The organism is Streptomyces cyaneofuscatus, from assembly GCF_033109485.1.
GTDB classification, from domain to species: Bacteria; Actinomycetota; Actinomycetes; order Streptomycetales; family Streptomycetaceae; genus Streptomyces; species Streptomyces cyaneofuscatus.
Genome location: NZ_CP137002.1, coordinates 3,979,166 through 4,005,060 on the forward strand (window position 1 = coordinate 3,979,166; position 25,895 = coordinate 4,005,060).

The window sequence follows — 25,895 nt, forward strand, 5'->3', positions numbered from 1 at the left end:
AGCAGGACCGAGAACGTGAGCAGCACTGAGAACGTGAGCAGGGCTGAGAACGGCGAACCGGCTCCGGCCCCCGCTGCGGGCCGGGTCTCGCGGCGGCGGCTGCTGGGCGGCGTGGGCGCGGCGGGTGCCGCCGGGCTGGTGCTGGGCGCGGGCGGCGGGGCGACCGGATACGCCGCGACCCGCCCCGATCCGCCGACCGCACTGACGACCCTCGGCTCCACCGAGGCGATGTTTCACGGGAAACATCAACCGGGGATCACCACTCCGCTTCAGGCCCGGGGCCATCTCGTCGCCTTCGACCTGGTGGCGGGCGCGGGCCGCAAGGAGGCCGTGGCCCTGATGCGGCGCTGGTCGGCGGTGGCGAGGGAGCTGATGGCGGGCCGCCCGGCGGCGGGCGCGGCGGACGGGCCCGGCCACGACACCGGCATCGCGCTGGACGCGGGGCCCTCGTCCCTCACGGTCACCTTCGGCTTCGGCCGTACGTTCTTCGCGCGTACGGGCCTCACCTCGCGGCTGCCCGCAGGCCTCGACCCGCTGCCCGCGTTCTCCTCGGACCAGCTGGACGCCAGGCGCTCCGACGGCGACCTCTGGGTGCAGATCGGCGCCGACGACGCCCTGGTCGCCTTCCACGCCCTGCGGGCCGTACAGAAGGAGAGCGCGGGAACAGCAAAGGTGCGGTGGCAGATGAACGGCTTCAACCGCACCCCTGGGGCCACGGCCCGGCCGATGACCGCCCGCAACCTGATGGGCCAGATCGACGGGACCGGCAACCCGAAGCCGGCCGACGAGGACTTCGGGCGGCGGGTGTTCGTGCCGGCCTCCCCCGGCACCCCGCATGAGTGGCTGGAGGGCGGTTCGTACGCCGTGGTCCGCCGGATCAGGATGCTGCTGGACGACTGGGAGAAGCTCCCGGTGGACCACCAGGAGCGGGTCATCGGGCGGCGCAAGGCGGACGGCGCCCCGCTGAGCGGCGGGGGCGAGACCACGGAGATGGACCTCGACAAGGCGGGCCCGGACGGCCGGCTCCTGATCCCCGACAACGCCCACGCCCGGATCTCCTCCCCCGAGAAGAACGGCGGAGCCGCCATGCTGCGGCGGCCGTTCTCGTACCACGACGGGATCGCGGAGGACGGCACCCCGGACGCCGGGCTGCTCTTCGTCTGCTGGCAGGCGGACCCGTTCAAGGGGTTCGTGCCCGTGCAGCGCAAGCTCGACCGGGGCGACGCGCTGTCGCCGTTCATCCGGCACGAGGCGAGCGGGCTGTTCGCGGTGCCGGGCGGGGCGGCGGAGGGAGAGTACGTGGGGCAGCGGCTGCTGGAGTCCTGAGGCGGGGGTGTCGTACGGGGGTTGCGCGCTCGGCCCCGACCGGATTCTGAGACGGCGAGGCCCTCGCCGTACGGCGCAATAGGGTGAGCGTATGTCAGCCACGCGCTACGCCTATCTCGGTCCCGAAGGGACCTTCACCGAGGTCGCCCTCCGCACGCTCCCGGAAGCCGCCACCCGCGAGCTCGTCCCGATGGTCTCCGTACCGGCGGCCCTGGACGCCGTACGCAACGGGGAGGCGGCGGCGGCTCTCGTGCCGATCGAGAACTCCGTCGAGGGCGGCATCACGGCCACGCTCGACGAGCTGACCAGCGGCGAGCCGCTGATGATCTACCGCGAGGTACTGCTCTCCATCACCTTCGCGCTGCTCGTGCGGCCAGGCACCAAGCTGTCGGACATCAAGACGGTCACCGCTCACCCGGCCGCCCAGCCGCAGGTGCGCAACTGGATGGCGGCCCACCTCCCGCAGGCCGCGTGGGAGTCGGCGGCGTCCAACGCGGACGGCGCCCGGCTGGTCCAGGAAGGGCGCTACGACGCCGCGTTCGCCGGTGAGTTCGCCGCCGCCACCTACGGGCTCGAACCGCTGGTCACGGAGATCCACGACGCGGAGAACGCCCAGACCCGCTTCGTCCTGGTGGGCCGCCCGGCCCGGCCGTCCGCCCCGACCGGGGCCGACAAGACGTCCGTGGTGATCTGGCTGGGCGACGACCACCCCGGTGCGCTCCTGGAACTGCTCCAGGAGTTCGCGGTGCGCGGCGTCAACCTGATGCTGATCCAGTCGCGCCCGACCGGCGAGGGGATCGGCAACTACTGCTTCGCCGTGGACGCCGAGGGGCACATCGCGGACCGGCGGGTGGGGGAGGCGCTGATGGGGCTGAAGCGGATCTGCCCGAAGGTGCGGTTCCTCGGTTCGTACCCGCGGGCGGGCGTATCCGCCGAGGAGGTCCGGCCGCTGCGGGCGGGCACCTCGGACAGCGCCTTCACCGAGGCCTCCGACTGGCTGGCGCGCAGCCAGGACGGCCGGATCTGAGAGCGGATCCGACGGCGGATCTGACGGCGGTCGACGGCGACTCGTCCCGGCCCGGACCGCTCCGGCCCGGACCGGACCGGACCGGACCGGAGCAGAGTGCTCCGTTTCGGGTCGTCCTGCGCGCTCCGCTGTGGTCCTACCTACAGATAGTCATCCGCCCACAGAGTTATCCACAGGCTGGCTTCTCGACCTGGGGACAAGTCGACACCCCAATACGACATCATCGACAAATCAACGCAGTGGGTCCGGGTGCATCCACAGGGGGCCGTCCCGGTGCGAGCCCTCCCGGGTCGCGCGAATTCCCTTGATCAACTCACCAGAGCGACACATTGCCACCCGAATGAGCGTGCGGGGCAGGTTTCGGCTGCGAACACCGGGGGATCGACGGCCCTTCGTCCAGCCTCCGGAACATTCCGTTCCTGGATCCACAGAACTTCTTCACAGCCTGTGGATAACCATTCCGGAACGCCCCCTCCTGTGGACAACACAAGGGAGAGCGGCCCCAACTCCCCCTCGGCCGAAGGCTCGTACGTCAAGAGAGCCTGCACCTTCTGCCCTGTTCAGGGGAGTTAACCGCCGTTATTGACGCAGCCCGCCGGATCGCGCCCCGCGATTCCCCCTCAGAAATATCAATTCCGGCAATTCGGTCAAAGTGACACGCTCGGCAATATCGGTTCGAGTGCGAGATCCACGCACCGGTAGCCTGGAGGGGTGATTGACCTTCGCCTGCTCCGTGAGGACCCCGACCGTGTTCGCGCCTCCCAGCGCGCCCGTGGAGAGGACGTCGCGCTCGTCGACGCCCTGCTCTCCGCCGACGAGCTGCGCAGGTCGTCCGGCGTCCGCTTCGACGAACTCCGCAACGAGCAGAAGTCGCTCGGCAAGCTGATCCCCAAGGCCACTCCCGAGGAGCGCGCCGAGCTCCTCAAGAAGGCCGAGCAGCTCAAGGCCGACGTCAAGGCGGCCGACGCCGCCCAGGACGAGGCCGACGCCGAGGCCAAGCGGCTGCTCCTCCAGCTCGGCAACATCGTCCACGAGGACGTGCCGGTCGGCGGCGAGGAGGACTTCGTCGTCCTGGAGACGCACGGCACCATCCGCGACTTCGGCGCCGAGGGCTTCGAGCCCAAGGACCACCTGGAGCTCGGCGAGGCGCTCGGCGCCATCGACATGGAGCGCGGGGCCAAGGTCTCCGGCTCGCGGTTCTACTACCTGACGGGCGTCGGCGCCCTCCTGGAGCTCGCCCTCGTCAACGCGGCGATCGCCCAGGCCACCGAGGCCGGCTTCATCCCGATGCTGACTCCCGCGCTGGTCCGCCCGCGCGCCATGGAGGGCACCGGCTTCCTCGGCCAGGCCGCGGAGAACGTGTACCACCTGGAGAAGGACGACTACTACCTGGTCGGCACCTCGGAGGTGCCGCTCGCCGCGTACCACATGGACGAGATCGTGGAGGCGGACAAGCTGCCCCTGCGCTACGCGGGCTTCTCCCCCTGCTTCCGCCGCGAGGCCGGGACGTACGGCAAGGACACCCGCGGCATCTTCCGCGTCCACCAGTTCGACAAGGTCGAGATGTTCTCGTACGTCGACCCGGCGGACGCCGAGGCCGAGCACCGCAGGCTCCTGGAGTGGGAGAAGCAGTGGCTCACCGGCCTCGAACTGCCCTTCCAGGTCATCGACGTCGCCACCGGTGACCTCGGTGCGTCCGCCTCGCGCAAGTTCGACTGCGAGGCGTGGATCCCGACCCAGGGCAAGTACCGCGAGCTGACCTCCGCGTCGAACTGCGACAGCTTCCAGGCCCGCCGCCTCTCCGTCCGGATGCGCGAGGGCAAGAAGGTCCAGCCGCTGGCCACGCTGAACGGCACCCTTTGCGCCGTACCGCGCACCATCGTGGCGCTGCTGGAGAACCACCAGCTGCCCGACGGTTCGGTCCGGGTGCCCGAGGTGCTCCGTCCGTACCTGGGCGGGCGCGAGGTCCTGGAACCGGTCGCCAAGTGACCTTCCCCTTCAAGCTCGTCGCGACCGACCTCGACGGCACCCTGCTGCGCGGGGACGACACGGTCTCCGAGCGCACGCGCGAGGCACTGGGCGCCGCCACGGCGGCCGGTGCCGCGCACATCATCGTCACCGGGCGTTCGGTCCCCTGGACCCGGTACATCCTGGACGACCTGGGCTACGACGGCCTCGCCGTCTGCGGCCAGGGCGCGCAGGTCTACCACGCGGGCGAGCACCGGCTGCTGACCTCGCTGACCCTGGACCGGCAGCTCGCCGGGCTCGCGCTCTCCAAGATCGAGGCGGAGGTCGGCCCGCTGGCGCTGGCCGCCAGCCGCGACGGCCTGGAGGGCGAGGTGCTGGTCGGCCCGGGCTACCGGGTGCAGGAGGGGCCGCTCCCGTACGTCTTCGTGGACGACCACACGGAGATGTGGACCGCCCCGCTGAACAAGGTCTACCTCCAGCACCCGGAGCTCGACGACGACGCCCTGGCCACCGTCGCGCGGTCCGCCGTCGGCAATCTGGTCGACGTGGTCATGGCGGGCCCCGGCGTGGTGGAGATCCTCCCGCTCGGGCTGAGCAAGGCGACCGGCCTCTCGCTGGCCGCCCGTCGGCTCGGGGTGAAGGCCGCCGACACCATCGCGTTCGGTGACATGCCGAACGACATCCCGATGTTCGGCTGGGCGCAGCACGGCGTGGCCATGGCCAACGCCCACGACGCCCTGAAGGCCGTGGCGCACGAGATCACCGCGTCCAACGAGCACGACGGCATCGCGGTGGTCCTGGAGGAGCTGCTCCGCACGGGCTCCCTCGCCGCACCCCACTGACGTAACACCGCTGTCGGCCCTGTTGACGTAGCACCGCTGTCGGCCCTGTCCGGACGCCACTGGATCCCAGCGGCGGCCGGACAGGGCCTTTTCACGGCTCAGCGGCGTCCGGTACGGCGCCGCAGGTCCTTCAGCTGATGCGCGAAGGCCTCCATGCGCGCGTCGAAGCGGGCGTCCATCCGTACGACGTCATGAGACAGGTCGGAGAGCCGCACGCTCATCGCGCCGACCAGCTGCTGCGTCACCTCCACCTTCCGGTCCAGGCTGTCCAGCCGCTCCGACATCCGGCAGAGCACCGGCCCGAGCTCCTGGAGCGCACTGCCGACATCGGCGAGGCAGCTCTCGATCCGGGTGACCCGCACTTCGAGCGCTTCGTACTCGGCCCGGAGCGTCCCCTCGGCGTCGAGGAGGTACGTACGGACGCAGCGGGCGATGTCGCTGTCGCGAAGAAGCATGGCGACATTGAGGACGGTTCGGCGGGTGTAGAGGGTCAGCTGAGTAGCTGCCTGTGGATAACTTTCCCCCTCCCCACCTCCCCATAGGGACAACATGTCCCTATGGAAGACGCGCAGCTCAGAGCCTCGAAGCAGCGTCAGCCCGTTCTCGATCACCTCTTCCCGATGGCGCTGGGTCACCTTTTTGACGGCCTCTGTGGATACTTCGAAGTAACGTGCCACATCCTCTGTGCGAACGTGAATTCCGTCCGGGAGCATGACAAGGCTCTTCACCTTGTCGAGGATGTCGACGCGCCCCATCTGCTCGACGCGCAGCGCGCGCGATTCGAGCAGGGCGACTTCCGTGGACATGGGCATGCCTTCCGTACGAGGGAATGACAAGGGACGGCCCCTACCCCGGGCTGCAGGGGTGGAGGACGCTCACGGTTGCCACTCACTCGATGACCGGACCGGTGGGCTGAGCCTCACCCGGGTCCGGCACTCCCCGATTTCACGCACGCTACGACGCCACGGATTCCAGTTGCCTCCACGCACCCTGCCCAACGACCCGATAAACGTACGGTTACGCGCACATCTGTCCCGCTCTTACGACTGTCCCGTACATACGACAACCCCCGCCCTCCGGGAAACAGGGGACGGGGGTCGCAGGGGATGGCACCGGGATCAGGCCCGGCCAGGGCTCACTCCTCCCCGGCCAGCTTCAGCGCGCGCAGCTTCTGGCCCGCGTACCAGGTGGCGGCCACGGTGACGGCGGCCAGCAGGACCGTCGCGAGCGGCAGCCCCACGTCCGAGGTGACCATGCCCTGGCCGGCCACCTTCTCGGCGACGGCGAGGGACCACTGCTGGACGCTGAGCGTCCGCGCCCCCGGCACCAGGCTGCCGAAGAGGGCCTCCCAGACCAGCGCGTACACCAGGCCGATGACCACCGCGTGGCGGCTGACCGTGCCGAGCAGCAGGAACAGCGCGCTGTACGCGATCGAGGCGACGAGCGCCGCGATCGTGTAGGCGATCGCGATCTGCTGCCCGTTGCCGTTCAGGATCAGCCCCGCGAGCAGGGTCGGCAGGGCGGAGAAGACCATGGTCACCGCGATGGCGACGATCAGCTTGGTAAAGATGATCGTGGGGCGCTTCACCGGCTTGGCCAGCAGGTAGACGATCGAGCCGTCGTCGATCTCGGGGCCGATCGCACCGGTTCCGGCGATCACCCCGATCAGCGGCACCATCGTGGCGATGGCGAACCCGCCGAGGACGTTGGCGGCGACCTGGTCATCGGCCCCGGCGAACATGCGCACCGCCGCCGCGAGGAGCAGCAGCAGCGCGGGCAGGACGAACAGGATGGCGGCCCGGCGCCGGCCGAGCAGGGCCCGGTAGGTGAGCCGGGCGACTGTGGGGTCGTACATGACGGTGCACAGCTCCTTTCAGGCCACTACTCAGGCCGCTACGAGGTAGGAAAAGACCGATTCGAGGGACTCGTCGGACGGGGAGACGGTCAGCAGCCGGATGCCCTGTTCACGGGCGACCTTCGGCAGCAGTTCGGTGAACCGTCCGAAGTCGACGGCCTGGATCCGCAGGGCCTTCTCCGTCAGGTCGACCTCGATACCGGCCGTCGACGGGTCCGCGATGAGCGCGGCGGCGAGCGCCCGGTCGTCGCTGGAGCGGACCAGGTAGCGGTGCGGCCGGTCCGTCATCAGGCGGCGGATCTTGCGGAAGTCGCCGGAGGCGGCGTGCCGGCCCGCGACGATCACCTCGATGTGCGAGGCCAGCTGCTCGACCTCTTCGAGGATGTGCGAGGAGAACAGGACCGTACGGCCCTCGGCCCCCATCCGCCGCAGCAGCTCCATCAGCTGCATCCGCTGCCGCGGGTCCATCCCGTTGAACGGCTCGTCGAGGAGCAGCACCGAGGGCTCGTGGACCAGCGCGGACGCCATCTTCACGCGCTGGCGCATGCCCTTGCTGTACGTGGAGATCTTGCGGTCCTGCGCGTACTCCATCTGGACCGTGGCCAGGGCCCGCTGCGCCTCCACCCCGCCCAGGCCCTGGAGTTCGGCGTTGGCGACGACGAACTCCTTGCCGGTCAGGAAGTCGTACATCCCTTCCCGCTCCGGGACGATGCCGATCTTCTTGTAGACGCTCTCGTTGCGCCAGATCGGCTGCCCGTCGAGCGTGACCTTCCCCGTCGAGGGGGCGAGGAAGCCGCCCATCATGTTGATGAGCGTGGACTTTCCGGCACCGTTCGGGCCGAGCAGTCCGGTGACACCGGGGCCCACCGTCATGGAGACGTCGTTGACGGCGACCACATTGCCGAACCAGCGGGAGGTGTGGTCGATCTCGATGGTGGTCACAGCCCGACCCTCCGGTAGCGGCGCATCAGGACGGCGTACGAGCCGGCGACGAGCGCGAGAACAACGAACAGGTAGACCACTCCCGTACCGGCCCCCGGGCCTTCCCCTCCGGGGAAGGCGGAGGTGGCGCCGAGGAACGCGGTCTGTACGCCGTCGATCAGCGTGATCGGCGAGAAGAGGCCAAGCCACTCCACGGCCCCGGGCGAACCGGTCTCCCAGGCGATGGCCTGGACCGTCGAGACGGCGCCGTAGGAGATGGTCAGCACCGCGATGACCGCGGCGACGCCGAAGCCCCGGCGCGGGGTCAGGGCGGCCATCACCAGGCCGAGCCCGGCGAACAGCACGGACAGCAGCGCCACCGACACCAGCCCCTGGCCGAACCACTTGGTCTGGTCGGCGAAGTCGAACTTCGCGAGCAGAGAGCCCACATAGAGGATGAGCAGCGGCGCCCCGGTGAGGATGAAGAGCGCGGACGCCGTGGCGGCGAGCTTCGCCAGCACGTAGTCGGCCCGTTCGATCGGCCGCGAGAAGTACAGGGGGACGCTCTTGAAGCGGAGGTCCCTGGAGACCGCCTGTGGGGCCTGTGCGGCGATGAAGAGGCCGATGACCGCCTGCAGATAGATCGCGTACGACGTGTATTTGACGACGAGTTTGGTGGCGTCCGGCGCTGCCATGGAGACGGCCACCAGGATCGCCGCGACCAGGGTCATCACGCCGAACAGCAGCATGGGCAGCACCTTGGACTTGGCGGAACGGCCGAGTCCGAAGGAGCCGCGCAGGGTCTGCGAGTAGAGCGAGCGGCGGGCGTAGGCCCGGCCGAGCCGCCTGCCGTCGTAGGAGCGGTAGCCGATGTTGTGGATCCGGGACGTGTCGCGCCCGGCCGCGGCCTTGGTCTCGGTGCTCATCGCGACCGCTCCCCTTCCTTCTGGTACGGCCCCGGCGTGGCGGCCTGCTGTACGGCACCGGCGGCGGGGGCCGGGACGGTGTGCGCGGCGCCCTGTTCCGTACGGAAGACCTCGGCGATGTGGTGGCGGCGCTGCTCCATGCGGATCAGGCCGAGCCCGAGCCCGGCGACGCTGTCGCGGACCAGGTCGTACGTCTCCTCGCCGGTGGCCTCGACCAGCAGGATGTGGCCCGCGCCCGGCAGCCCTTCCGCGTCGAGCCCGTCCTGGCCGACCAGCGCGACGCCGGCCTTCGTGAGGACCTGGCGCAGGGCGCCGGTGCCGTCGGGGTGGGTGTCGCTGTCGGTCACCTCGACCGCGAGGGTGGTGGTGATCTGCGTGAAGTCGCTGGTGGAGCTGGAGCGCAGGAGGGCTCCGCCGTCGATGACGACGACGTGGTCGCAGGTGCGTTCCAGCTCACCCAGGAGGTGCGAGGTGACCAGGACGGAGATGCCGAAGTCGGTGTGGATGCGGCGGATCAGGCCGAGCATCTCGTCGCGGCCGACCGGGTCGAGGCCGTTGGTCGGCTCGTCGAGGAGGACCAGCTGAGGGTCGTGGACCAGGGCCTGGGCCAGCTTGACCCGCTGCTTCATACCGGTCGAGTAGCCGCCGATGGGGCGGTAGCGCTCCTCGTAGAGGCCGACATGGCGCAGGGTGTCCGCCGTACGCTCACGGGCCGCGGTCGGCGGCAGCCCCGACATGCGGGCCATGTGCACGACGAATTCGGTGGCCGACACATCGGGCGGGAGGCAGTCGTGCTCCGGCATGTACCCCACCCGCTCCCGGATGGCGGCACCGCTGGTCGCCACATCGAGCCCGAGCACCGCGGCCCGGCCTTCGGTGGCGGGGGAGAGACCAAGAAGGATCTTGATCAGCGTGGACTTGCCGGCTCCGTTGGAACCCACCAGACCGGTCACACCTGGTCCGATGTCCAACGTGAGCCGGTCGAGCGCGGTCACCCGGGGGAACCGCTTGCTCAGGGCTTCGGTAGCGATAACGGCAGTCACGGATATGACGGTAGTGGCGCGGGCCACAGGGATCGTCAGCCCTGACGGCTGGATCGGCATCAGACTCCAGACGTACGGCCCCGTAGGGGGACCCCGCGAAGGAGGAGTTCCGGACTCCGGGGGTGGGGGCGAGAACTCTCCGGCCCGGAGTTGTCCACAGGCCCGTGCACACCCCTTGACGTAGCCGCTGGACATTGTCACATTCATCAGTGTCACGTTACGGGCACGTACCGCACACGGCAGGGAACGGACGGTGGCATGACCGGCATGACCTCGGCAGTGCAGAACGAAATCTCCCCGGAGCTGCGGGGGTTCAGGGAAGTGCAGCGCCTCGCCTACGCCTGCGCCGAGGCCGTCGCCGGTCAGCTCAGATCAGGGGTGACCGAGCGCGAGGCGGCCCGGATGCAGCGGGTGTGGCTGCGGGAACGGGGCGTGCGGGACTGGTTCCACCTGCCCTTCGCCTGGTTCGGCGACCGGACGGCGTTCGCCGGGTTCAAGGTGCCGCTCCAGTTCTTCCCGACCGACCGGAAGCTGGAGCCGGGCATGCCGTTCATCCTGGACATGGCTCCGGTCTACCAGGGATATACCGCCGACGTCGGATACTCGGGCTGTCTCGGCCTCAACCCGCTCCACGACAAGCTCCTTGCCGACCTGGAGGCGCACCGCGAGCTGATCCTGCGGGAGGTGCGGGAGCGCCGTTCGCTGCGCGAGATCTATGAGGACGTCGAACGCCTCATGACCGCCCAGGGGTACGCGAACAGGCACCGGGCGTACCCCTTCGGCGTGATCGCGCACAAGGTGGACCGCGTCGCCGAACGGCGGTGGTCCCCCAGTGTGTTCGGGTTCGGCACGCAGTCCCTCAAGGGGCTGGTGAGCGACGCGGTGCACGGCCACCGGGACGGCTGGTCGCCGCTGTGGAGTCCTTACCGCTTCTCCGACCATCCCCCGCAGCCCGGTCTGTGGGCGGTCGAACCCCACCTCGGATTCCGGGGTACGGGCGCGAAGTTCGAGGAGATCCTGGTCGTCACCGACTCCAAGGACCCCGAGCAGAGCGCTTTCTGGCTGGACGACGATCTGCCGCATGTGCGGCGCTGGGCCGAGGAGAAGGTGTCGGCGTGAATCTGCCGGGAGCGCGTGAGCGCCGGGTGCGTACGGGTGGCGTGGAGCTGTGCGTCGCCGAGCTGGGGGACGGGGACCGGCCGACGGTGGTGCTGGTCCATGGGTACCCGGACAGCAAGGAGGTCTGGTCCGAGGTCGCCGTGCGGCTGGCCGAGGAGTGGCATGTCGTGCTCTACGACGTGCGGGGCCACGGCAGGTCGACGGCGCCCAAGCCACTGCGGGGCGGCTTCACGCTGGAGAAGCTGACCGACGACTTCCTCGCGGTGATCGACGCGGTCAGCCCGGACCGGCCGGTCCATGTGGTGGGGCACGACTGGGGCTCCGTGCAGTCCTGGGAGTTCGTCACGGTCGGCCGGACCGAGGGCCGGATCGCTTCCTTCACCTCGATGTCGGGGCCGTCCCTGGACCACTTCGGGCACTGGATCAAGCAGCGGATGACCCGGCCCACCCCGCGCCGGGTCGGTCAACTGCTGGGCCAGGGCGCCAAGTCCTGGTACGTGTACATGCTCCATACGCCGGCGCTTCCGGAGCTGGCCTGGCGCGGGCCCCTCGGCAAGCGGTGGCCCGGGATCCTCCAGCGGCTGGAGAAGGTGCCCGCGGGCGACTACCCGACCGCCTCCCTGCCCGACGACGCCGCCCACGGGGCCTGGCTCTACCGGGACAACGTCCGGGCCCGGCTGGGCAGGCCGCGCGCCGACGCCTACGCCCACGCACCGGTCCAGCTGATCACGCCGACCGGCGACTCCTTCCTCTCCGAGCGGCTCTACGACGACCTGGAGCAGTGGGTCCCCCGTCTGGTGCGCCGGTCGCTGCCGGCCAAGCACTGGGTGCCGCGGACCCGGCCCGACCAGCTGGCCGCGTGGGTCGGGGAGTTCGCCGCCGCCCACGAGACGGGCGGCCAGGAGGGGACGCCGGTCCAGCAGCCGGCGGCGCAGGGGCGGTACGCGGAGCGGTTCGGCGGTCAGCTGGTCCTGGTGACGGGTGCCGCCTCCGGGATCGGGCGGGCCACGGCCTTCGGCTTCGCCGAGGCGGGCGCCCGGGTGGTGGCCGTCGACCTGGACGCGGAGGGGGCCGCCAGGACGGCGGAGCTGGCCCGGCTGGTCGGGGCTCCGGCGGCCTGGGGAGAGGCGGTCGACGTCAGCGACGAGGCGGCGATGGAGAAGCTCGCCGCCAAGGTCGCCGCCGAGTACGGCACCGTCGACGTCCTGGTCAACAACGCGGGGATCGGCCTCTCCGGCTCCTTCCTGGAGACCACGAGCGAGGAGTGGAAGAGGGTCCTCGACGTCAATCTCTGGGGTGTCATCCACGGTTGCCGGATCTTCGGCAAGCAGATGGCCGACCGGGGCCAGGGCGGCCACATCGTCAACACGGCTTCGGCCGCGGCCTTTCAGCCCTCCCGGGCGCTGCCCGCCTACAGCACGTCGAAGGCGGCCGTGCTGATGCTGAGCGAGTGCCTGCGGGCCGAGCTGGCGGAGAAGTCGATCGGGGTCAGTGCCATCTGCCCCGGCATCGTCAACACCAACATCACCGCCACCTCCCGCTTCGCCGGGGCCGACGCGGCGGAGGAGCAGCGGCTGCGGGAGCGGGCCACCCGGCTCTACGGGCGGCGCAACTACCCGCCGGAGAAGGTCGCCGACGCGATCCTTGACGCGGTCGTGCGCAACCGGGCCGTGGTGCCGGTGACCCCCGAGGCTCGCGGTGCCCGGCTGCTCTCCCGGGTCAGCCCCGGTGCGCTGCGACGGCTCGCCCGGCTGAAGCCGCCGCTGTGAGCGGGCGCGCGGCGGGCGCGGGCTCCGGACCGGGGCCCGCGGCGGCGGGGGGCCGGAGCGCCACCGAGTACCGGATCGAGGACCTGGCCCACGCCAGCGGGGCGACGGTGCGCACGATCAGGGCGTACCAGGACCGGGGGCTGCTGCCGACGCCCGAGCGGCGTGGGCGGGCCAATGTGTACGGGGAGGCGCATCTGGCCCGGCTCCTCCAGATCGCGGACCTGCTGGAGCGCGGCTACACCCTGGCCAGCATCAAGGAGTTGCTGGAGGCGTGGGACGCGGGGCGGGGGCTGGGCGGGGTGCTCGGCCTGGTCGCCGAGGTGCACGGGCCCTGGACCGACGAGGAGGCCGACCGGATCACCCGCGAGGAGCTGGACGCGAGGTTCGGCGGCTCGCAGGACGACGAGGCGATCGCCGAGGCGGTGGAGCTCGGGGTGCTGGAGCGCGTGCCGGGCAAGACCGACGAGTTCCTCGTACCGAGCCCGCAAGAGCTGGCGGTGGCGGTCGAGTTGCACGCGGCTGGTGTCCCTCTGCTCGCGATCTCCGGGCATCTCAAGGAACTTCGCGGCCAGGTCGAGCACATAGCCTCCCGTTTCCTGGAGTTCACCACCGAGCACGTCTTCGCCCGCTATCTCGGCCACCGGCCGCCCACCGACTCCGACGCGGCCGAGGCGGCGTCGATGGTGCGCCGACTGCGACCGCTCGCGCAGCAGACGGTGGACGCCGAACTGGCGCGCGCAATGCAGAGGTTCGCCACCCGTCACCTCCATCACCACCTCGGCTCGTCGGAGGACGCCATCGAGGGGAGCGAGACCCGTCCGGTGCTGCTCCCGGCGAGGACAACGCAGGCCGTGCAGGATCTTGTTGGCGCCGACCAGGTGGCGGCCTTCGTCACCGCTGCCGCCGAACGTGAGCTGCAGGCACGTACGTTGGACGCGCTTGCCTCATCTCATGCAATAGCCAACAAAGTTGACGAAAAGGGCTAAATCGTAAGCTCGTTGTCCACAGAACCGTCAAATAGCCTGTGGATAAGTAGAGTTGGCTGTGGATCAAACATGAGTGCGGAGAAAGACGAAAAGAATCCTGTAAGAAATCCGGATGCACCGATGAACGGCCCAGGGGCACTCTGGCGGGATGGACGAACGCCGCACCGTCAAGGTGTCCAAGTACCTCTCAAAGCATCTGCGCCATGAGCCGGGGCGCATCGGCATCACCCTCGACGACAACGGCTGGGTGGGCGTCGAGACGCTGCTGGGCGCGGCGGCCCGGCACGGTTTCGCCATCACCCGCGCCGAGCTCGACCACGTCGTCGCCGCCAACGACAAGCGCCGCTTCACGGTGGACGGCGACCGCATCCGCGCCAACCAGGGCCACACCGTCACCGTGGACCTGGACCTGCCGCCCGCGGAGCCACCGGCGTACCTCTACCACGGCACGGTGGCCCGGGTGCTGGACGCGATCCGGGCCGAGGGCCTGCGCCCCATGGCCCGCCACCACGTCCACCTGTCCCCCGACCGCGAGACGGCCACCCGGGTCGGCGCCCGGCGCGGCCGCCCCCTGGTCCTCACCGTGGACGCGGGCGCCATGCACCGCGCCGGCCATGTGTTCCGGGTCAGCGCCAACGGGGTCTGGCTCGCCGACGCCGTACCGCCGGAGTTCCTGCTGCTCAGGGAGTGAGTCCTCCCGGCCGTCAGGCCAGCTGGGCGGGCGCCTCCGTCGCGATGCGCTCGTAGACGGCCGGATCGATGGCGAAGTCGGAGTCCGGGATCGGGGCGTGGACGGCGATCTCGGTGAAGCCGAGCTCCGCGTGGCGGCCCGCGAAGTCGACGAAGGCGTCCACCGACTGCATCGGGGCGTTGCGGTCGGGCGTGAACCCGGTGAGCAGGATCCGGTCCAGCTCCGAGGCGTCCCGGCCGACCTCCTCGCAGGCGGCGGCGAGCTTCTTGCTCTGCTCCCGGAGGGCCTCCACCGACTGCTCGGGGGTGCCGGTCTCGTACAGCTTCGGGTCGCCGGTGGTGACCCACGCCTGCCCGTACCGGGCGGCCAGCTTCAGACCGCGCGGCCCGGTAGCGGCGACCGCGAAGGGCAGCCGGGGGCGCTGGACGCAGCCCGGGATGTTGCGGGCCTCCACGGCGGAGTAGTGCGTCCCCTGCTGGGTCACCGCGTCCTCGATGAGCAGGCGGTCCAGGAGCGGAACGAACTCGCCGAACCGGTCGGCCCGCTCCCGCGGGGTCCACGCCTCCTGCCCCAGCGCGGTGGCGTCGAACCCGCTGCCCCCGGCGCCGATGCCGAGGGTGATCCGGCCACCGGAGATGTCGTCCAGGGAGATCAGCTCCTTGGCCAGGGTCACGGGGTGGCGGAAGTTCGGCGAGGTGACCAGCGTGCCGAGGCGCAGCCGGCTCGTGGCGGTCGCGGCGGCGGTGAGCGTGGGGAGCGCGCCGAACCACGTCCTGTCACGGAAGGACCGCCAGGAGAGGTGGTCGTACGTGTACGCGGTGTGGAAACCCAGCTCCTCCGCGCGCTGCCAGCGCTCACGGCCCCCTTCGTGCCAGCGGTGGACGGGCAGGATCACAGTGCTCAGGCGCAAGGTCATGCCTCTGAGCCTACGGCCGCCCCCGAGTGGAACGACCTTCCCAGGATCGCTTGGCATATGCCTCAGGAATGTTCCGCAGCTCAGGGGCGCGCCCACTCAAATGTGCGCCCCTCCGCACGCACGTGCACCCCGGTGGGCGAGAATGGCGGGGTGACCTCAGCTACCGATGCGCCTCTGCCTGCCGTGACCCGGCTGATCGCGACCGACCTCGACGGCACCCTGCTGCGTGACGACAAGACGCTCTCCGCGCGCACCGTCGCCGCGCTCGCCGCGGCCGAGGAGGCCGGCATCGAGGTCTTCTTCGTCACCGGCAGGCCGGCCCGCTGGATGGGCGTCGTCAGCGACCATGTGCAGGGCCACGGGCTGGCGATCTGCGCGAACGGCGCCGTGGTCACCGATCTGCGGGCGGACCGCGAGCTGATCACCGTACGGGCGCTGGAGCGCGAGGCCGCCCTGCACGTCGTGCACACCCTGCGCGACGCCGCCCCCGGCACCTCCTTCGCCGTCGAGCTGACCACCGGCATCAACTACGAGCCGTCCTACCCGCCCTTCCATCTGGACCCGGGCGCCACGGTCGCCATCGCGGAGAAGCTGCTGCACGAGGACGTGCCGGGCGACGGCGCCCCCGTGCTCAAACTCCTCGCCCACCACACCGAGATGCCCCCGGACGCCTTCCTCGCCCTGGCCCGTACGGCGGCCGGTGACCGGGCCTCCATCACCCGGTCCAGCCCCTCCGCGCTCCTGGAGGTCAGCGGGCTCGGGGTCTCCAAGGCCAGTACGCTCGCCGCCTGTTGCGACGAGCGCGGCATCTCCGCCGCCGAGGTGGTCGCCTTCGGCGACATGCCGAACGATGTCGAGATGCTCGGCTGGGCCGGTTCCTCGTACGCGATGGGCAACGCCCACCCCGCCGCCCTGGCCGCCGCTTCGGGTCAGACCCTCACCAACGAGGAGGACGGCGTGGCCGTGGTCATCGAGCGGATCCTCGCCACCCGCTGACCACGCGCACCGCCCGGCGCACAGCGCCTCCCCTGAAGCCAGCGGCTCCCCTCCAGCTCACAGCGGCTCCCCTGAAGCTCACAGCGGCGCCTCCCACACCACCGTCGTACCGCCCCCGTCCTCCCCGATGCCCGGGCCGAACCAGCTCGCCCCGCCCAGCGACTCGGCCCGGCGCGCCAGATTGCGCAGACCGCTGCGGCGGCCGCCCTCCGGGATGCCCACCCCGTCGTCGGACACCGTCAGCCGCACCGCGGCCCGGCCGTCCGGCAGCACCGCCGTGGCGTCGACGACCACGTCGATCACCGAGGCTCCGGCGTGCCGGAAGGCGTTGGACAGGGCCTCGCGGAGCGCGGCGACGAGGTTCTTGCCGGTCAGCTCGCCGACGAGCGCGTCCACAGCGCCCAGGAAGCGGTGCGAGGGCTTGAAGCCGAGCGGCACCGCCGCCATGTTGATCTCCCGCAGGACGCGGGTGCGGAGCCCCGAAGGGGCCTCGGCCGGTTCCTGCTGGAGCGCGAAGATGGCCGTACGGATCTCCTGGATGGTCACGTCCAGCTCGTCGACCGCCCGGCCCACCCCGGTCCGCACCTCGGGGACCACCGACCTGCGCTGGGCGCTCTCCAGCATCATCCCGGTGGCGAACAGCCGCTGGATGACGAGGTCGTGGAGGTCGCGGGCGATCCGGTCCCGGTCCTCGTAGACCGCGAGCCGCTCCCGGTCGCGCTGCGCCTCGGCCATCATCAGCGCGAGGGCGGCCTGCGAGGCGAACTGGGTGGCCAGCGTCCGCTCGGCCCGGCTGAACGGGCGCGCCCCCCGCGCCCGGGGAGTGGCCAGGGCGCCGAGCACCCGGCCGCCGCTCTGCAGCGGCAGCAGCATGCTGGGCCCGAACCGGCTGGCCAGCCTGGTGACCATCCGGCTGTCGGTGGCCGAGTCGTCGACGAAGACCGCCTCGCCCGCCAGCAGCTTCGCCACCACCGTGGAGCGGGCCGGGATGATCACCCCGAGCGAGTCCGCGGGCTCGTCGGCGGAGACGGCGACGATCTCCAGACCGCCGTCCTCCGTGGGCAGCAGCACGATCCCGGCCGCCGAATCGGCGAGGTGGCGGGCCTGCTCGGCGACGACGGAGAGCGCGTCGTCGGCGTCCCCGCCCGAGAGGAGGGCGGTGGTCACCGCCACCGAGCCGTCGATCCAGCGCTCCCGCTGGCGGGCCGCCTCGTACAGCCGGGCGTTGCCGATGGCGATCCCGGCCTCGGTGGCGAGCACCCGCACCATGTGCAGGTCGTAGTCGCTGAACTCGCCGCCGCCCAGCTTCTCGGTCAGGTAGAGGTTGCCGAAGACCTCCCCCTGGACCCGGATGGGTACGCCGAGGAAGCTCCGCATCCGGGGATGGCCCGCCGGGAATCCGGCGGACCGGGGATCACTGCTCAGATCCGCCAGCCGTACGGGGTCGGGGTCGTGGATCAGCGCGCCCAGCAGGCCCCGGTGGCCGTCGGGTCTGCGCCCGATCGCCCGGGCCACATCGTCCGGGACCCCGTGGGTGACGAAGTCGGAGAGCCCCTCGCCCGCCTCGTCGACGACGCCGATGGCGGCATACCGGGCATGGGCGAGCTCGGCCGCGGTCGCACAGATGCGGTCCAGGGTGGAGTGCAGCTCCAGCCCCGTGCCGACCGAACGCATCGCCTCCAGGAGCTGCGGGACCCGGGCGGTGAGCTCGGCGGAGAGGCCCTGCAGGCTGCGAGCGGCCTCGGTGGCGGGATCGAGTGAGTCCTGCGGGTCCGGCTGCTCTGCCATGACCTGAGCCTAGTTAGTGGCGATAGGGGAGGAAAGTCGGATTTCTCTCCCCGGTAGCCGTGGAGATCACGTTGGTAGCCGTGGAGATCACGTTTCGGGCCCCACGGGGCTCACACCGCCACCGTCTCCGCCTCCCGCTCCAGCATCCGGCGCAACGGTCCCTCCTCGGCGGCGAGCTCCGCGTACGGGCCGCGCTGCACCACCCGGCCCGCGTCCAGCACCAGCACCTCGTCGACCGCCTCGACCCCGGCCAGCCGGTGGGTGATCAGGACGGTCGTCCGCCCTTCGGTCGCCGCCAGCAGGTCGGCGGTGAGCGCGTCGGCGGTCGCCAGGTCGAGGTGCTCGGCCGGCTCGTCCAGGACCAGGACCGGGAAGTCGGCCAGCAGCGCCCGGGCCAGGGCGAGGCGCTGGCGCTGGCCGCCGGAGAGCCGGGCGCCGTGCTCGCCCACCGGGGTGTCGAGCCCCTCCGGCAGGGAGCGGACCCACTCCAGCAGCCGGGCCCGGGCGAGCGCGTCGTCCAGCTCGGCGTCGGTCGCCCCGGTACGGGCGAGGCGCAGGTTCTCCCGGATGGAGCTGTCGAAGACGTGGGCGTCCTGGGCGCACAGGCCGACGGAGCGCCGTACGGTGTCGCCGTCCAGAGCGTCCGCCCGTACACCGCCGAGGCTGTACGTCCCCGAGGACGCGTCCAGGAAGCGGAGGAGGACCTGTGCGAGCGTCGTCTTGCCGGAGCCGGAGGGGCCGACGACCGCGATCCGGCGGCCGGGCACCAAGGTGAGGTCGAGCGCTGCGAGGGCGTCGCGACCGGCCCCCGGGTAGCGGGCCGACAGACCCCGCACCTCCAGCGGGAACGGCGAGGCGGGCGCATCGGCCGGGGTCACGGGCTCCTGTACGGGGACGGGGGCGTCGAGCACCTCGTACACCCGCTCCGCGCTCCGCAGCACCCGCTGGCGGTACTGCACCGCGAGCGGCATCCCGGTGACGGCCTCGAAGGCGGCGAGCGGGGTGAGCACCACCACCGCGAGCGCGACGCCGGTCAGGCGCCCGTCGTTCACGGCGGGGACGGCGACGGACGCGGCGGCCACCACCGTGAGCCCGCAGACCAGGGCGGAGAGCCCGCCGCCCAGGGCCGTCGCGGTGGCCGCGCGGGAGGCGATCCGGGTCAGCAGGGTGTCGGCTCCCCGCATGTGGGCCTGCCGGGCCGGGAGCGCCCCGGCGACGGTCAGCTCGGCCGTGCCGCCGAGGAGATCGGTGACCCGGATGGCCAGGGCGGCCCGGGCGGGGGCCAGCTGACGCTCCGTACGGCGGGCGACTCCACCGCTGACCAGCGGCACCCCGGCCCCGGCGACCAGCAGCCCGACCGCCAGGATCACGCCCGCCTCGGGCAGCAGCCAGCCGGTGAACCCGGCGGCGGCCACGGAGACCGTGAGCGCGGTCCCGGCGGGCAGCAGCCAGCGCAGCCAGTAGTCCTGGAGCGCGTCCACGTCGGCGACGAGCCGGGAGAGCAGGTCGCCCCGGCGGACCGTGCGCAGCCCGGCGGGCGCGACGCGTTCGAGGCCCCGGTAGACCGCCACCCGGAGTTCGGCGAGCAGCTTGAGCACGGCGTCGTGGGAGACGAGGCGCTCCGCGTACCGGAAGACCGCCCGGCCGATACCGAAGGCGCGCGTCGCGGTGACCGCCATCATCAGGTAGAGCACCGGCGGCTGTTCGGAGGCGCGGGAGATCAGCCAGCCGGAGACGGCCATGAGCCCCACGGCCGACCCCACGGCGAGGCTGCCCAGCAGCAGTGCCAGGGCGAGCTGCCCGCGCTGCGCACCCGCCGTCTGCCGGACCCGCGCAAGGACGGAGCGCGCGTCGGTCTCCCGCAGCACGTCGGTCGCGCCCTCCCGTACGTCCCCGGACTCCAGCAGGTCCGCCGCCTCCAGCACATCCCCGGGGCGCCGCGCGTCCAGCGGCTCACCACCGGCGAGGGGCTGCGGAACGGGCAGTCCGGGCGCGTCTGTCGTGGCGGGCACGGAAGCGTCCACGTCCCGCGGCTCCAGCGTCACCACCCGGTCCGCCACCGCCAGCAGCGCCGGGCGGTGGACGACCAGCAGCACGGTCCGGCCCGCCGCCAGCCTCCGTACGGCCTCGACGATCCCCGCCTCCGTCTCGCCGTCCAGGCTCGCGGTCGGCTCGTCCAGGAGCAGCAGTGGCCGGTCGGCCAGGAACGCGCGGGCCAGGGCGAGGCGCTGGCGCTGACCGGCGGAGAGCCCGGCCCCGTCCTCGCCCAGCAGGGTCCGCTCCCCGTCGGGCAGCTCCCCGACGAAGTCGTACGCCCCCGCGTCCCGCAGTGCCGCCACCACCGCCTCGTCGTCGGCGTCGGGCCGGGCGAGGCGGACGTTCTCCGCGATCGTGCCCGCGAAGAGGTGCGGGCGCTGCGGGACCCAGGCGATCCGGCTCCGCCAGCGCTCCGGGTCCAGCTCCGCGAGGTCCCGGCCGCCGACCCGGACGCGCCCCTCATCGGGTTCGGCGAACCCCAGGACCACGTTCAGCAAGGTGGACTTGCCGACGCCGCTCGGGCCGACCAGGGCGACGGTCTCCCCCGGCTCGACGGTGAGGGACGCGGCGTCCAGCGACGGGTCGGTGCGGCCCTCGTGGCGTACGGTCACGCCCTCCAGCTCCAGGCGCACCGAGTCCGGGACGTCCTCGGTGCCCGCTGCCCGGGGCTCGGTCTCCAGGACCGCGAAGATCTCCTCGGCGGCCGACAGTCCCTCCGCCGCCGCGTGGTACTGCGCCCCGACCTGCCGGATCGGCAGATATGCCTCCGGGGCCAGGATCAGGACCACCAGGCCGGTGTAGAGGTCGAGTTCCCCGTGGACGAGCCGCATGCCGATGGTCACGGCGACCAGGGCGACCGACAGGGTCGCGAGCAGCTCCAGGGCGAACGAGGAGAGGAAGGCGATCCGCAGGGTGCGCAGGGTGGCCCGCCGGTACTGCGTGGTGATGGTGCGGATCGACTCGGCCTGGGCCTTGGCGCGGCCGAAGACCTTGAGCGTCGGCAGCCCGGCGACGACGTCCAGGAAGTGGCCGGAGAGCCGGGAGAGCAGCTGCCACTGCCGGTCCATCCGGGACTGCGTGGCCCAGCCGATCAGAATCATGAAGAGGGGGATGAGGGGCAGCGTGACCACGATGATCGCCGCCGAGACCCAGTCCTCGGTGACGATCCGGGCCAGCACCGCCACCGGCACGACGACCGCGAGCCCGAGCTGCGGCAGATAGCGCGCGAAGTAGTCGTCGAGCGCGTCGACCCCGCGGGTCGCCAGCGCCACCAGGGAGCCGGTGCGCTGCCCGCTCAGCCAGCCGGGGCCCAGGAGCGCGGCCCGCTCCAGGAGCCGGCCGCGCAGCTCGGACTTGACCGCCGCACTCGCCCGGTGGGCCGCCAGCTCGGTGAGCCAGGCGACCAGGGCGCGGCCGACGGCGACCGCCGCGAGCAGGAGCAGCGGGGTACGCAGCTCGGTGACCGTGAGCCCGTCCTCGAACCCGCCCACCACGATCTCCGCGATGAGCATCGCCTGGGCGATCACCAGCGCGGCGCCGACCAGGCCGAGACCCACCACGGCCGCCAGGAAGAAGCGGGTGGCCCGGGCGTACCGCAGCAGACGCGGATCGATCGGTTTCACGTGAAACATCCCCCAGCAGCGGGATCGTCGGGATCAGCAGGGTCAACCAGGCGCGCTGGGCCGTGTTTCACGTGAAACACGGCCCGTCGGGGCCGGTGCGGATCAGTGCGCATCCGCGATGTGCTGGGTGCCGATCCGCTTGCGGAACACCCAGTACGTCCAGCTCTGGTACAGCAGCACCATCGGTGTGGCGATGCCGGCGCACCAGGTCATGATCTTCAGCGTGTACGGCGTGGACGAGGCGTTGGTGACCGTGAGGCTCCACGCCTCGTTCAGCGAGGACGGCATGACGTTCGGGAAGAGCGTCAGGAACAGCATCCCCACCGCCGCCACGATCGTCAGCCCCGAGAACGCGAAGGACCAGCCCTCGCGCCCCTTGGCGATGGCGCCGATCGCCGCCACCAGCGCCACCACCGCCACGATCAGCGCCGCCAGGCTCCAGCGGTCACCGCTCGCGGCCTGGGTCCAGAGCAGGAAGCCCAGCGCGAGCACGGCCGTGGCCAGCCCCAGCTTCAGGGCCAGCGAGCGCGCCCGGACCCGGATGTCCCCGGCCGTCTTGAGCGCGGCGAACACCGCACCGTGGAAGGTGAAGAGGAAGAGCGTGACGAGCCCGCCGAGGATCGCGTACGGGTTCAGCAGGTCGAAGAAGGTGCCGACGTACTCCATGTCGGCGTCGATCTTCACCCCGCGCACGATGTTCCCGAACGCCACGCCCCACAGGATCGCGGGGATCAGCGAGGTCCAGAAGATCGCGTTCTCCCAGTTGGTCTGCCACCGCTCCCCGGTCCGCTTGGCGCGGTACTCGAAGGCGACCCCGCGCACGATCAGACAGAGCAGGATGATCAGCAGCGGCAGGTAGAAGCCGGAGAACAGGGTGGCGTACCACTCGGGGAAGGCCGCGAAGGTCGCGCCGCCCGCGCTGAGCAGCCAGACCTCGTTGCCGTCCCAGACGGGCCCGATCGTGTTGATGAGGACCCGCCGCTCCTTGCGGTCGCGGGCGAGCAGCTTGGTGAGGACCCCGATGCCGAAGTCGAATCCCTCCAGGAAGAAGTAGCCGATCCAGAGGACGGCGATGAGCACGAACCAGATGTCGTGGAGTTCCATCTCTCAGCTCCTGTGCTCTCAGTACGAGAAGGCCATGGGCCGGTCGGCGTCTTCGTCGTCGTGGCCGTTGATCCGGGTGGGCGGGTTGAGGTCGGACTCGGTGAGCTCCGGCGGCCCGGCCTTGATGTACTTCACGAGCAGCTTGACCTCGATGACCGCGAGCACGGCGTAGAGGAGGGTGAAGAAGATCATCGAGGTGAGGATCTCGCCCTGCGATACGCCGGGGGAGACCCCGTCGCGGGTCTGGAGGACCCCGTAGACCACCCAGGGCTGGCGGCCCATCTCGGTGAAGATCCAGCCCCAGGAGTTGGCGATGAGCGGGAAGAGCAGGGTCCAGAGCGCGGTGAGCCAGTAGAGCTTGGCGAACTTCGGGCTGAGCGCCTTGTTCCGGAAGAGGACCAGGTTCGGCACCTCGTCCTCGCCGGTCCGCAGCGCCGGTGGCAGCAGGAACTTCCGCCGGGTCAGCCAGAGCCCCAGCAGGCCGAGGCCGAAGGAGGCCATCCCGAAGCCGATCATCCAGCGGAAGCTCCAGAACGCGACCGGGATGTTGGGCCGGTAGTCGCCGGGGCCGTACTTCTCCTCCAGCGTCTTGTTGATGTCGTTGATGCCCGGGACGTAGGAGTTCGGGTCGTTGTCGGCGAGGAAGGAGAGCACCCCGGGGAGCGAGATCTCGACGGAGTTGTGGCCCTCGCTGACATCCCCGTACGCGAAGATCGAGAAGGGCGCGCGTTCCTGGCCGTCCCAGAGCGCCTCGGCGGCGGCCATCTTCATCGGCTGCTGGCGGAACATCACCTTGGCCAGCTGGTCGCCGCTGACGGCGGTGAGCAGTCCGGCGATGACGACCGTGACCAGACCCAGCCGCAGCGAGGTCCGCATCACCGGGATGTGCTTCTTGCGCGCCAGGTGGAAGGCGGCGATCCCGACCATGAAGGCCCCGCCGACCAGGAAGGCGGCCGTGATCGTGTGGAAGAACTGCGTCACCGCGGTGTCCTGGGTGAGCACCTTCCAGAAGTCGGTGAGCTCGGCGCGGCCGCGCTCCTCGTTGATGCGGTAGCCGACCGGGTGCTGCATCCAGGAGTTGGCCGCCAGGATGAAGTAGGCGGAGAGGATCGTGCCGAGCGAGACCATCCACATGCAGGCGAGGTGGATCTTCTTCGGCAGCCGGTCCCAGCCGAAGATCCACAGCCCGATGAAGGTGGACTCGAAGAAGAAGGCGATCAGCGCCTCGAAGGCGAGCGGAGCGCCGAAGACGTCACCGACGAAGCGCGAGTAGTCGGACCAGTTCATGCCGAACTGGAACTCCTGGACGATGCCCGTCACGACGCCCATGGCGATGTTGATCAGGAACAGCTTGCCCCAGAACTTGGTCGCCCTGAGGTACTTCTCGTTGTCCGTCCGCACCCAGGCGGTCTGCAGGCCGGCGGTGAGCGCGGCGAGCGAGATCGTCAGCGGAACGAAGAGGAAGTGGTAGACGGTGGTGATGCCGAACTGCCAACGCGCCAGGGTCTCCGGCGCCAGAGCGAGGTCCACGTCGTCTTTCTCCTTACGTCGCCGTGGTGACACCACGTCGCCGTGGCCACACCGGGCACTCTGCCCCTTTAATCCCACCGATCGCGGGAGGAATGGGGGCACGCTTGTGAACGCGTTCACATTCACAAGCAATTATGGCGCACACACTTTCGGGCCGTTCGCCGGGGGTACCCCTTTCGGCCGGAGACGCCCCCGGGCCGTACGCGAGAGGCCCGTGACGTACGCAGAAGGCCCCGGACCTCGTCGATCGAGGTCCGGGGCCACCGGTCGTACAGGCGGCGGAGCGCCGGGCCGCTACAGCTCCGCGCGGAACGCCTCCGCCGCCTTCAGGAAGAGGTCGTTGCCCTCGCTCTCCCCGATCGAGACCCGTACGCCCTCACCCTTGAACGGACGCACCACCACACCGGCCCGCTCACAGGCGGCGGCGAAGTCGAGGGTCCGCTCGCCCAGGCGCAGCCAGACGAAGTTGGCGTGCGACTCCGGAACGGTCCAGCCCTGCCGCACCAGCTCCTCGCTCACCCGGCTCCGCTCGGAGACCAGCGAACCGACCCGGCCCAGCAGCTCGTCCTCGGCGCGCAGCGAGGCGACCGCCGCGTCCTGGGCGAGCTGGCTGACGCCGAAGGGGACGGCGGTCTTGCGCAGCGCCGCGGCCACCGGCTCATGGGCGACGGCGAACCCGACCCGCAGCCCCGCCAGGCCGTACGCCTTCGAGAAGGTCCGCAGCACCGCCACATTGGGCCGGTCCCGGTAGATCTCGATGCCGTCGGGCACATCGGCGTCGCGGATGAACTCCTTGTACGCCTCGTCGAGCACCACCAGCACATCGCTCGGCACCCGGTCCAGGAACCGCTCCAGCTCGGCCCGGCGCACCACGGTCCCGGTGGGGTTGTTCGGGTTGCAGACGAAGATCAGCCGGGTCCGGTCGGTGATCGCCGCGGCCATGGCGTCGAGGTCGTGCACCTCGCCGCTGGTCAGCGGGACCTTCACCGAGGTCGCGCCGCTCACCTGCGTGATGATCGGGTACGCCTCGAAGGACCGCCAGGCGTAGATGACCTCGTCGCCCGGGCCCGAGGTGGCCTGGAGCAGCTGCTGGGCCACGCCGACCGATCCGGTGCCGGTGGCGAGGTGCGAGAGCGGCACACCGAAGCGGTCGGACAGCTCGTTCATCAGCCCGGTGCACGCCATGTCCGGGTAGCGGTTGAAGCTGCCCGCCGCGGCGAGCGCGGACTCCAGGACCCCCGGCAGCGGCGGGTAGGGGTTCTCGTTGGAGGACAGCTTGTACGCGACCGGTCCGTCGGCCGCCGCAGGCTTGCCCGGCACATAGGCGGGAACGCCGTCCAGCTCGGCGCGCAGCTTGGGGCTCGTCTCGCTCACCGCAGGTCCTCCTCGACCGTCGTACACATCCATACCGTCGTACACATCAATACTG

The 25,895-nt window shown here is 71.0% G+C and carries 20 protein-coding genes; 9 read left to right on the forward strand and 11 right to left on the reverse strand.

Annotated features, from left to right (window positions below; translation table 11 throughout):
• Nucleotides 1-33: 33 nt before the first annotated feature.
• The 4 genes from efeB to R2B67_RS17560 all read left to right on the forward strand — a co-directional run bounded on the left by efeB (nt 34) and on the right by R2B67_RS17560 (nt 5,163).
• The gene (efeB, locus tag R2B67_RS17545; protein WP_317824893.1) at nt 34-1,326 is read left to right on the forward strand and encodes an iron uptake transporter deferrochelatase/peroxidase subunit; all 1,293 of its coding nucleotides are present in this window, start codon (nt 34-36) and stop codon (nt 1,324-1,326) included.
• 91 nt (nt 1,327-1,417) lie between these two features.
• Nucleotides 1,418-2,353, forward strand: coding sequence for a prephenate dehydratase (gene pheA, locus R2B67_RS17550; protein WP_018513722.1), 936 nt, complete (start codon nt 1,418-1,420; stop codon nt 2,351-2,353).
• Between the two features lie 711 nt (nt 2,354-3,064).
• Nucleotides 3,065-4,342, forward strand: a complete 1,278-nt coding sequence (gene serS, locus R2B67_RS17555) for a serine--tRNA ligase (protein ID WP_317819389.1) — start codon at nt 3,065-3,067, stop codon at nt 4,340-4,342.
• On the forward strand, nt 4,339-5,163 hold the full coding sequence (locus R2B67_RS17560; protein WP_317819390.1) for an HAD family hydrolase: 825 nt from the start codon (nt 4,339-4,341) through the stop codon (nt 5,161-5,163). The genes serS and R2B67_RS17560 overlap by 4 nt, the downstream gene beginning before the upstream one ends.
• A gap of 98 nt (nt 5,164-5,261) precedes the next feature.
• On the opposite strand, the gene R2B67_RS17565 is transcribed toward R2B67_RS17560, so the two are convergent.
• The 5 genes from R2B67_RS17565 to R2B67_RS17585 all read right to left on the reverse strand — a co-directional run bounded on the left by R2B67_RS17565 (nt 5,262) and on the right by R2B67_RS17585 (nt 9,968).
• Nucleotides 5,262-5,969 carry a hypothetical protein gene (locus R2B67_RS17565; protein WP_317819392.1) on the reverse strand — a complete coding sequence of 236 codons (708 nt, stop codon included), beginning with the start codon at nt 5,967-5,969 and terminating at the stop codon, nt 5,262-5,264.
• Between the two features lie 329 nt (nt 5,970-6,298).
• Nucleotides 6,299-7,018, reverse strand: coding sequence for an ABC transporter permease (locus R2B67_RS17570; RefSeq protein ID WP_018513726.1), 720 nt, complete (start codon nt 7,016-7,018; stop codon nt 6,299-6,301).
• Between the two features lie 30 nt (nt 7,019-7,048).
• On the reverse strand, nt 7,049-7,960 hold the full coding sequence (locus R2B67_RS17575; protein WP_317819394.1) for an ABC transporter ATP-binding protein: 912 nt from the start codon (nt 7,958-7,960) through the stop codon (nt 7,049-7,051).
• Nucleotides 7,957-8,865 (reverse strand): ABC transporter permease, encoded by a 909-nt coding sequence (locus tag R2B67_RS17580; RefSeq protein WP_317819396.1) that lies wholly within the window; start codon nt 8,863-8,865, stop codon nt 7,957-7,959. Before R2B67_RS17580 ends, R2B67_RS17575 begins: the two co-directional genes overlap by 4 nt.
• On the reverse strand, nt 8,862-9,968 hold the full coding sequence (locus tag R2B67_RS17585) for an ABC transporter ATP-binding protein (RefSeq protein WP_317819398.1): 1,107 nt from the start codon (nt 9,966-9,968) through the stop codon (nt 8,862-8,864). The genes R2B67_RS17580 and R2B67_RS17585 overlap by 4 nt, the downstream gene beginning before the upstream one ends.
• Before the next feature lie 198 nt (nt 9,969-10,166).
• On the opposite strand from R2B67_RS17585, the gene R2B67_RS17590 reads away from it, so the two are divergent.
• The 4 genes from R2B67_RS17590 to R2B67_RS17605 all read left to right on the forward strand — a co-directional run bounded on the left by R2B67_RS17590 (nt 10,167) and on the right by R2B67_RS17605 (nt 14,473).
• The gene (locus R2B67_RS17590) at nt 10,167-11,027 is read left to right on the forward strand and encodes a M24 family metallopeptidase (protein WP_317819399.1); all 861 of its coding nucleotides are present in this window, start codon (nt 10,167-10,169) and stop codon (nt 11,025-11,027) included.
• The gene (locus tag R2B67_RS17595; protein ID WP_317819400.1) at nt 11,024-12,796 is read left to right on the forward strand and encodes an SDR family oxidoreductase; all 1,773 of its coding nucleotides are present in this window, start codon (nt 11,024-11,026) and stop codon (nt 12,794-12,796) included. The genes R2B67_RS17590 and R2B67_RS17595 overlap by 4 nt, the downstream gene beginning before the upstream one ends.
• Nucleotides 12,793-13,782: a MerR family transcriptional regulator gene (locus R2B67_RS17600; RefSeq protein WP_381074351.1), complete on the forward strand. Its 990-nt coding sequence runs from the start codon at nt 12,793-12,795 to the stop codon at nt 13,780-13,782. The genes R2B67_RS17595 and R2B67_RS17600 overlap by 4 nt, the downstream gene beginning before the upstream one ends.
• 148 nt (nt 13,783-13,930) lie before the next feature.
• A complete protein-coding gene (locus tag R2B67_RS17605) occupies nt 13,931-14,473 on the forward strand; it encodes an RNA 2'-phosphotransferase (RefSeq protein ID WP_237326895.1) in 543 nt (180 codons plus the stop codon).
• Nucleotides 14,474-14,486: 13 nt separating this feature from the next.
• Here the strand turns inward: R2B67_RS17605 and R2B67_RS17610 are convergent, their stop codons facing one another.
• Entirely contained in the window at nt 14,487-15,389 is a 903-nt protein-coding gene (locus R2B67_RS17610) for an LLM class flavin-dependent oxidoreductase (protein WP_317819402.1), read from the reverse strand.
• 150 nt (nt 15,390-15,539) lie between these two features.
• Here R2B67_RS17610 and R2B67_RS17615 point away from each other — a divergent pair, with 150 nt between their 5' ends.
• Nucleotides 15,540-16,385 carry a Cof-type HAD-IIB family hydrolase gene (locus R2B67_RS17615; protein WP_317819404.1) on the forward strand — a complete coding sequence of 282 codons (846 nt, stop codon included), beginning with the start codon at nt 15,540-15,542 and terminating at the stop codon, nt 16,383-16,385.
• A gap of 78 nt (nt 16,386-16,463) precedes the next feature.
• Here the strand turns inward: R2B67_RS17615 and R2B67_RS17620 are convergent, their stop codons facing one another.
• From R2B67_RS17620 to hisC, 5 genes are all read right to left on the reverse strand, one after another.
• Nucleotides 16,464-18,173: a sensor histidine kinase gene (locus tag R2B67_RS17620; protein WP_317819405.1), complete on the reverse strand. Its 1,710-nt coding sequence runs from the start codon at nt 18,171-18,173 to the stop codon at nt 16,464-16,466.
• 110 nt (nt 18,174-18,283) lie between these two features.
• Nucleotides 18,284-21,832: a thiol reductant ABC exporter subunit CydD gene (cydD, locus tag R2B67_RS17625; RefSeq protein ID WP_317819406.1), complete on the reverse strand. Its 3,549-nt coding sequence runs from the start codon at nt 21,830-21,832 to the stop codon at nt 18,284-18,286.
• A gap of 102 nt (nt 21,833-21,934) precedes the next feature.
• Nucleotides 21,935-22,936, reverse strand: coding sequence for a cytochrome d ubiquinol oxidase subunit II (gene cydB / locus R2B67_RS17630; RefSeq protein WP_317819408.1), 1,002 nt, complete (start codon nt 22,934-22,936; stop codon nt 21,935-21,937).
• 18 nt (nt 22,937-22,954) lie between these two features.
• A complete protein-coding gene (locus R2B67_RS17635; RefSeq protein ID WP_317819409.1) occupies nt 22,955-24,466 on the reverse strand; it encodes a cytochrome ubiquinol oxidase subunit I in 1,512 nt (503 codons plus the stop codon).
• Between the two features lie 294 nt (nt 24,467-24,760).
• Nucleotides 24,761-25,840 carry a histidinol-phosphate transaminase gene (gene hisC / locus R2B67_RS17640; protein ID WP_317819411.1) on the reverse strand — a complete coding sequence of 360 codons (1,080 nt, stop codon included), beginning with the start codon at nt 25,838-25,840 and terminating at the stop codon, nt 24,761-24,763.
• Nucleotides 25,841-25,895 lie beyond the last annotated feature (55 nt).